A 7811-nucleotide genomic window follows, 5' to 3' on the forward strand; every position below is an offset into this window, starting at 1 on the left:
ACTCCACCTGCCCGCCGCCACGGCTTGCGGAAGACGACCCCTTTCCGCCAGAGGATCGCGTCCGGGTCAGGCCGGTCACGCTGCTCGATACGTTGTATCGAGCGCAAGCCCCCAAGCTCCTACGCTTCTTCGCCCGCCGCACGGGGCGCGACGATGATGCCCAGGACCTGGTTCAGGAAAGCTTTGATCGCTTCGTTCAAGCCGATGTCCGCGCAACCCCCATCGAACAACCCGAGGCCTATCTCGGCCAGATTGCAAAGAACCTGCTGCGCAACCGCGCGCGAGCTGCGATCGCCCGGTCAATGGTGGTTCAGTCCCCCGAATTGGTCGATAGGGCGCGTACCGCAGATCCAACCGGCCAGCTCGAGGCGCGGGCGGACCTGAAGCAGCTAGAGATAATTCTAGCAAATATGCGCCCGAAAACGCGCGATATCTTTATCGCGCATCGAATCGAAGGGCTGAGCTACAAGGATATTGCCGAGCGCACCGGGCTCAGCGTCAAGGGTGTTGAATGGCAGATGTCGCAAGCAATCCAGCAGATTGATCGGGCGATGAGGCGGTCGTAATGGAGGCCAACGACGACGCCTTGCGGGTGGAGGCCGCCAACTGGCTGGCCCGCTTGCGGGGACATCCCGACCATCAGACCCTCGCGGCGTTCGAAGCCTGGTACAGCACGAGTGAGCGACACGCTGATGCGTATGACGCGCTTCTCGAAAGCTGGGATCGCAGCACCGCCCTCGCTCTCTCCGGGCCGCTAGCCAGCCTGCCCCGGAAGCGGCGCTGGCGGCCCGGTACACCGCTGAAGCTGTCGGCCGCCGCCATCCTTCTGATACTCGCTTATGCCGTGCTCGCGTTGCTGCGGACGCCCGATCGTCCCAGCCGCTATGCCGATATGGGCGCAGCGCGGGTCGAGACACCCGTGCGGCACATCGCTCTGGCCGACGGATCGCAGGTCCTTCTCGATCAGGGGGCCGTCGTCCGGACCGCCTTCACTGCGAATGAGCGGCGCGTCATACTGGCGGCGGGGCGGGCACGCTTCCTTGTCGCGCATGAAGCAGGTCGGCGCTTCGTGGTTGAGGCCAGGAACAGCCTTGTCGTCGCGCATGGAACGGTGTTCGACGTGACGATAGCGCGAGAAGCGCTACTCATTTCCTTGCTACGCGGATCGGTCGAGGTGCAGCACTCCGTCGAGGAGCAGATGCGATCCTCGGAGGCGCGGATGCTTGTGCCCGGCCAGCAGATCGCTGTTACCGCAGCAGGCTTCGGGGCCACCCGGCCCATTTCGCCGACCGAAATCGAATGGACTCGGCCGATGCTGAGCTTTGACGATGCAGCACTGGGCGATGTCGCCAAAATCGCCAGCCGCCCGGGATCGCCCCAGCTCATTTTCACCGACGAGGCGGTGCGCCGGTTTGGCTTCACCGGCACGATCCGGGCCGGCGACACCGGCGAGCTCGCAGCCATGATCGGTCCTATGTTCGACCTCGAGGTCACGCGGGACAGCGCGGGCAATTATCTGGCCAGGCGACGGGAAAAGAAAATCCCAGGGTCCTGACGCGTTCGCGTGTCGAAGCCCCCAGACGACGCCGTTGCGGCGCGTCGAAACCAGGGGGGTACCGACCCATGCCAATATTTCGCACCGCGCTGATCGCGCTTTCGTTCTCGACCTCGGTCTGCGCGCTCGCGGCCGTGGCCACTGCCGCACCGGCGGACGTCCAGGCGGCCTTTTTGTTCGATCTCCCAGCTCAGCCGCTGGGGCTTTCGCTGCGTGCTGTGTCTTTCGCCTCCGGCCGCAGCATTGCTGCCCCGGCCGCACTCGTCGATGGTCGGACGGCCCCCGCGCTGGTGGGGCGATTTACACCGGAACAGGCGCTTGACCATCTGCTCGACGCCAGTGGTCTCAGCTGGCACGTGGTCGGCAGCGCTCTGATCATCACGCGCGCGACCGCAGCCGAACGCGGGGGGCTGTCCTCGGAGATCATCGTGACCGGCACACGCGTGCGCGGTGTCGGACCGGTGGGATCGAACCTGATAGCGGTCGACCGCCGGGCGATCGAGCAGAGAGGCTATGCGACCACCGAGCAACTGGTCGGCGCACTGCCGCAGAATTTCTCCGGGGGCGCCAACGAGGGCACGGTCGGCTTTTCGGTACGTAACAATGCCAATGCCAATTTCGGGCAGGGCTCTGGCATTAATCTCCGCGGGCTGGGCAACAACTCGACGCTGACCCTGATCGACGGCAACCGCCCGGCGCTTGGCGGCGTATCGGGCAGCTTTGTCGATCTCAGCCTGATCCCGACCGTCATGATCGACCGGATCGAGGTGCTCGCCGATGGCGCCTCTGCCATCTACGGATCGGATGCGGTGGCGGGTGTGGTCAACGTGCGGCTGCGGCGCGACTTCAAGGGCGCCGAGACGAATGTCCGTTATGGCGGTGCCGACGGCTTTCGCGAAGTCCAGGCTAACCAGCTGCTAGGCACCCGCTGGTCTAGCGGTCATGTCACGGTAGGCTATGAATTCTACCGCCGGGGCAATCTTGGCGCTGGCGACCGCCCGTACGTTACCGAGGATTTGCGCCCCTTTGGCGGACCCGATTATCGCACGGCTTTTGCCAATCCTGCGACCCTGGTCGCGGCCAATGGCCTGATTTTCGGCGTACCGCAGGGGCAGAATGGGCGGGGCCTCACCGCTGAAGATCTCATTCCTGGTGTTGCCAATCTGAGCGACGGTCGGACCGGCAGCGACATCCTGCCTGAGCAGGAGCGGCATTCGGTACTCGCGGCCGCCGACCAGGAACTCGCCGATTGGCTCACCGTCAAGAGCGAGGCGAGCTATGCGACTCGCCGCTCGATCCGTCGCGACGTGCAGATCGGCACCGCGGTCTCGGTCAGCCCGACCAACCCCTTCTATGTCGATCCGATCGGAACAGGACAGCCGGTCTCGGTCCGCTATGATTTTCGCGACGACCTCGGTGTTCCGACCTCGCGAATCCGGGTGACCAACCTCGCCTTGGGCGGCGCGCTCGAAGGGCGGCTCGGTACTTGGGCAGGCGAGCTGCGCGGTTCCTATGGGCGTCAACGTGAGCAACAGCAGAGCCTCAATATCGTCAACCGCGCGCGGCTCGCTCAGACGATCGCCGACACCAATCCGGCGACCGCCTATAATCTGTTCGGCGACGGTCCCCAGACCCCGCAGAGCATAATCGACTATGTTCGCGGATCGAGCCGGACGATGGGAACCTCCGAGCAGTGGTCGACGGCGTTCAAGGTCGATGGCTCGCTGTTCGATCTGCCGGGCGGCCCCGTCCGACTGGCAGCAGGCGTGGAATATCGTCACGAGCGCTACGCCGCCCGCTCGATTGATGACCGCGCAACTCTCACCCCGGTCCCGGGCGCATCGGCGGGCTTCCCGCTCGGCCGGACGGTGCGCGCGGCCTTCGCCGAGATCATCGCGCCCATCCTCGGCCCCGGATCGACAGGTGCCAACCGGCTAGAGCTGTCGGTCGCCGGCCGAACCGAGCGCTATAGCGACGTTGGCAGCACCACCAATCCGAAGGTCGGCTTGTCGTGGCGGCCTGATCCCGCTTTCACCCTGCGCGGTAGCTACGGGCGTTCGTTTCGCGCGCCGGCCTTTACCGATATTCGCCAGGGACCGGGGCTGTCCCAGGTCGTTCCCTTTCCGCTCGCCGACCCCAGCTCGCCCACCGGTATGACCAACGCGATCGCGCTGTTTGGCAACCGCACTGATCTTCGTCCCGAAAAGGCAAGGACCTGGTCGGGCGGGATCGACTATCGCTCGCAGCGCTTTCCTGGCCTTGCGCTGTCAGCCACCTATTTCAACATCGATTATCGCCAACGGATCAGCAACCCGGCGGCGGACATCGCCTCTTTTCTGGCGCAGGCGTCACGCTTCGGCGCTCTGGTGCGCCGCGATCCGAGCGCAACGGAGATCGCGGCCTTCTATGCCAGTCCCGATTTCCTGAACCCCTTCGGTGTGGCTGCGGGCGCAATTGGAGCGGTGGTCGATGCGCGCAACGCCAATCTCGCGCGCAGCCGGGTCGAGGGGCTCGATTTCGATGGCGGCTATCGCAGCGAGGCTGGCGCGGTCGCCTTCGACATCGGTCTGTCCGGAACTTGGTTCTTCCGTCTCACCCAGCAGCTCACCCCCGGCTCATCATCGGTCGACGTGAAAGCGACGATCGGCAACCCGACCGACCTGCGGCTGCGCGGTCGCGCGATTGTCTCGGTCGACCGCTGGTCGGTCGCCAGCTTCGTCAACCACAGCGCGGGCTATCTCAACAACGCTGTATCGCCGTTCGAAACCGTCGGCGGCTTCACCACCGTCGATCTCACCCTCGCCTTCAGACCCGACGTCGAGACGGGTGCGCTCAAGGGCGTGCGTCTAGCGCTTTCGATCAACAATTTGTTCGACCGCGCTCCCCCTTATGTCAATAACCGCACCTCGCTGTCGGCCGCCGGCTTCGACCCCGAACAGGCAAGTGCGGTCGGTCGGCTCGTCGCCTTCCAGATCGGAAAGGCTTGGTAATGCGCGCGATCATCCTGAGCATTGCCGCTGCCCTCGCTGCCTTCGTCCCGACGGGCGGCGCGGCAGCAGCCAGCAGCATCCGCGATATTATCGAGATGCCCCGCTTGGCGAACCCCGCTCTGTCTCCCGACGGACGCTGGGTCGCCTATCGGAAACAGCGTCCCTCGATCGACCGCAACAGCCACATGTTCAGCTGGTGGGTCATGCCGAGTGACGGTTCGGCGCCCCCGCGCCGTCTTGGGGATGCGGGCGTCGGCGACTGGCTCAATGGAACCGTCAGCGGCGAGGCGGCGATCTGGGCGCCCGACTCGCGCTCGATCTATTATCGCGTTGCCCATGAGGGCGAGGCCCAGATCTGGCAGGCGCGGATTGACGGATCCTCGACCCGGGCGGTCACGGCAGAGCCCGGCAATGTTGCGAGAATCCAGGGTGCCCAAAGCGGGACGGCGCTGCTCTACAGCGTCGGTCCGTCGCGCGACACGATCGAACGGGCGGAGCGCGCCGCCTATGACGAAGGGGTGCTGATCGATGCCACCATCGATCCTTCGCGACCGCTCATCGGTGGCAGCTGGATCGATGGCGCCTGGGGATCGGAGCGACTCGAAGGCGCCTGGTTCGGTCATGCTGGCCTGCTGGGATCGGTGCCGCGCGGGTTCAGGCATCTCGACCTGGTCACCGGCGCGATCCGGGAGGTGCCGCTCGCGCCGACGGGCGAAGCGGAAGGGCTCAAGCCGTTCGAGACCTTCGAAAAGCTCGACGGCCGCCTGATCGATGTCCGGGCACCCAGCGGCGACCAGCGGGGTGTCGCTTATGTGCTAACGCAGGAAGGCGGCGCCTATCAGCTCATCGTGCGATCGGCGCAAGGTGATGCACGCTGTACCGATCCCCTCTGTGCGCAAGGCCGGATGGCCGGGCTCGCCTGGGCGGGTGATCGCAACGCGCTCCTGTTCACCCGATGGGACAAGGCCGCGCGACGGACCAGCCTTTATCGCTGGACGGTTGGTGCCCCAGCAGTCGAACGTCTGATCGAGGTAGACGGGGCGCTGGGTAATGGGCGCGGGGATGGCTGCTCGATCGGCGACCGCCTGGCGATCTGTGTTCGCGAACACACTGACACCCCGCCGTCGATCGTCGCGATCGACCTCGCCACGCGCAAGATCCGCACTTTAGTGCAGACTCCGGACCCACTCGACCCCGCCGAGCCCCGCTTCGCGCCCATCGAATGGCGCGATTCGACGGGGCGCCCCTTCACCGGTCTGCTCGCTTTGCCGGTCGACGCCAAAGGACCGGTTCCGCTGTTCATCACCTATTATAATTGCGATGGCTTCCTGCGGGGCGGAACGGGCGACGATTTTCCTTTGCGGCAAATGGCGGCACGCGGGATCGCGGCCTTGTGCATCAACGGCTATATGGTGCCAGGCCGGAAGCGCGTCGGCATTCGCAATTACCGGATCGCGATGGATAGCGTCGGCAAGGTCATCGACCTGCTCGTGGGACGCGGCCTCGTCGATAGGACACGGGTCGGCATGGGAGGCGTAAGCTTCGGGGGCGAGGTTGCGGTCTGGATCGCGAGCCACTCGACCTTGCTGCGCGCGATTTCGGCAGCCAATGTCTTGCTCACGCCGACCTATTATTGGTTCAACGCCGTCGAGGGGCGCGACGTGACGTCGATGCTCCGGGATTATTGGGACGTAGGCGATCCGGACGGGGATCGCCGGACTTGGTCCGAGGTCTCGCTGGCCTATCTGGCGCCGCACTTCCACGGCGCGCTCCTGATGCAGGTCCCCGAGCAGGAATATCGTCCGAATGTCGAGATTCTGGCGAGGATGCAACGTGCCGGGGTGCCGGCCGAACTCTGGGGCTTTCCTGGAGAGGCGCACATCAAATGGCAGCCGCGCCACCAGCTCGTCGCCAATGCTCGTAACCTGGACTGGTTCCTGTTCTGGTTGAAGGGCGAGGTCGACCCGGATCCGGCCAAGGCGGCGCAATATGACCGGTGGCGCTCTTATCCGTCCCCAAGCCAGGAGCGTGCCCAGCCTTCAGCGTCGATGATCGGCAGCAGGCGATAGAAGCGCACATCATGCTCGCGCGGTGGCGCGGCGAGAAAGGCATCGATCTCGTGCGTTGCGAGCAGGCCGGCGCGGGCGAGATGCCCTTCGAGCAGGAAGGCGCGCAGCCGTGGGCGGCAGGCATCGAAGTTGCGATAGCAATAGGCGTCCATGCCACCCTTGCTTTGGCGCCAGATCACCTCATGGGGGAGGCGGTCGGCAAAGGCACGGCGGGCGATGGCGCGGGTGACACCGCCTTCGATCCACATCCAGCTCGGCGCTTTCAGACAGGCCTCGATGACCGGGCGCGCGAGCAGCGGGAAGAGCATCGGTGCCACCTGCTGCCGTTCGAAGCCGTCGATATGCGCAAGCGCGGCGGCGATCGCGCGGACATGGGCCTGTTTTCCGGGCGGTGCGCTCCTTGGGGCAGTCATCCAGGGATGCCATTGCGGGGAGGCGGGCCAATGCTCGGCGGCCAGAAAGCTGGTGTTGCGAACGGGGGCGAGCCGCCAATCGGGATCGCGGATGAAGCGCCACGCTCTCCGGCCGGTCGCCCAGATCGATGCGCGGTAAAGCGTAGCGAGATCGACAAGCGAGCGCGCGAAGCGACGACCGGGGCCATGCCGCCGGAACAGGTCTGCGGCCGGCGTCGCCGAATAGGGTGTGGCGAAAACACAGTCGCCGCCCGAGCCGCTCATGAAGGCAGGGCTTGCTCGCACCTCGGCGAGCGCCGCCAGTATCCGGTCGGCCGGCCGCAGCATTGCCGGGATACCCGGCAATGCGAGTCGGCGTCGCGGCGGCGCCAGCAGGTCGACATCGGCCGGCACGGCATATTCTGCAAGATCGACCCCGAGCCGGGCTGCCACCAACCGGGCGTACACACGTTCATCGCCTTCTTTGTCGGGCGTCATCAGATTAACCGCTTCGAAGGGCCGTGCTGCGGTGTGGAGCGCCGCTGCGAGGATCGACGAGTCGACGCCGCCGGACAGTTCGAGCAGCACAGGAGCTGACGCCGCAGCGACGCTCTTGGCTACCACATCGATTATTGTGGCACGGATTGCCGATATGGCCTCGGTACTCGATTGATATTCGAGTTCGGGACAGGTGAAGGGCCAAGGCGACCAAGTGACGCTTGGCAGCGTTTCGTCGAACGGATTGATTTCCGTACCACCCAGGATTTCGCTGATGCCCTCGAGCCCGGTCAGGCGTCCCCTCAGG

General features: G+C 65.4%; 5 protein-coding genes. 4 read left to right on the top strand and 1 reads right to left on the bottom strand.

All coding sequences use genetic code 11. The features are described from left to right. From ACNI3R_RS20310 to ACNI3R_RS20325, 4 genes are all read left to right on the top strand, one after another. Positions 1–566, top strand: a 566-nt coding sequence (locus ACNI3R_RS20310; RefSeq protein WP_426187036.1) for an RNA polymerase sigma factor, incomplete at its 5' end; no start/stop codon positions are given. Beyond that, positions 566–1555 (top strand): FecR family protein, encoded by a 990-nt coding sequence (locus tag ACNI3R_RS20315; protein WP_426187039.1) that lies wholly within the window; start codon positions 566–568, stop codon positions 1553–1555. The genes ACNI3R_RS20310 and ACNI3R_RS20315, both read left to right, overlap by 1 nt. Before the next feature lie 68 nt (positions 1556–1623). Further along, positions 1624–4545, top strand: coding sequence for a TonB-dependent receptor domain-containing protein (locus ACNI3R_RS20320; protein WP_426187042.1), 2922 nt, complete (start codon positions 1624–1626; stop codon positions 4543–4545). Further along, positions 4545–6614, top strand: coding sequence for an Atxe2 family lasso peptide isopeptidase (locus ACNI3R_RS20325; RefSeq protein ID WP_426187045.1), 2070 nt, complete (start codon positions 4545–4547; stop codon positions 6612–6614). Before ACNI3R_RS20320 ends, ACNI3R_RS20325 begins: the two co-directional genes overlap by 1 nt. Here ACNI3R_RS20325 and ACNI3R_RS20330 read toward each other — a convergent pair. Continuing rightward, a partial coding sequence (locus ACNI3R_RS20330; RefSeq protein ID WP_426187048.1) for an asparagine synthase-related protein occupies positions 6551–7811 on the bottom strand: 1261 nt, incomplete at its 5' end. The genes ACNI3R_RS20325 and ACNI3R_RS20330 overlap by 64 nt on opposite strands.

It is taken from the genome of Rhizorhabdus antheiae, from assembly GCF_049889055.1.
In the GTDB taxonomy this organism is placed as follows: Bacteria; Pseudomonadota; Alphaproteobacteria; order Sphingomonadales; family Sphingomonadaceae; genus Rhizorhabdus.

Bases quoted from the DNA above. Each gene is read 5' to 3' on its own strand.
- ACNI3R_RS20315 (WP_426187039.1), top strand. From the start codon at position 566: ATGGAGGCCAACGACGACGCCTTGCGGGTGGAGGCCGCCAACTGGCTG.
- ACNI3R_RS20320 (WP_426187042.1), top strand. From the start codon at position 1,624: ATGCCAATATTTCGCACCGCGCTGATCGCGCTTTCGTTCTCGACCTCG.
- ACNI3R_RS20325 (WP_426187045.1), top strand. From the start codon at position 4,545: ATGCGCGCGATCATCCTGAGCATTGCCGCTGCCCTCGCTGCCTTCGTC.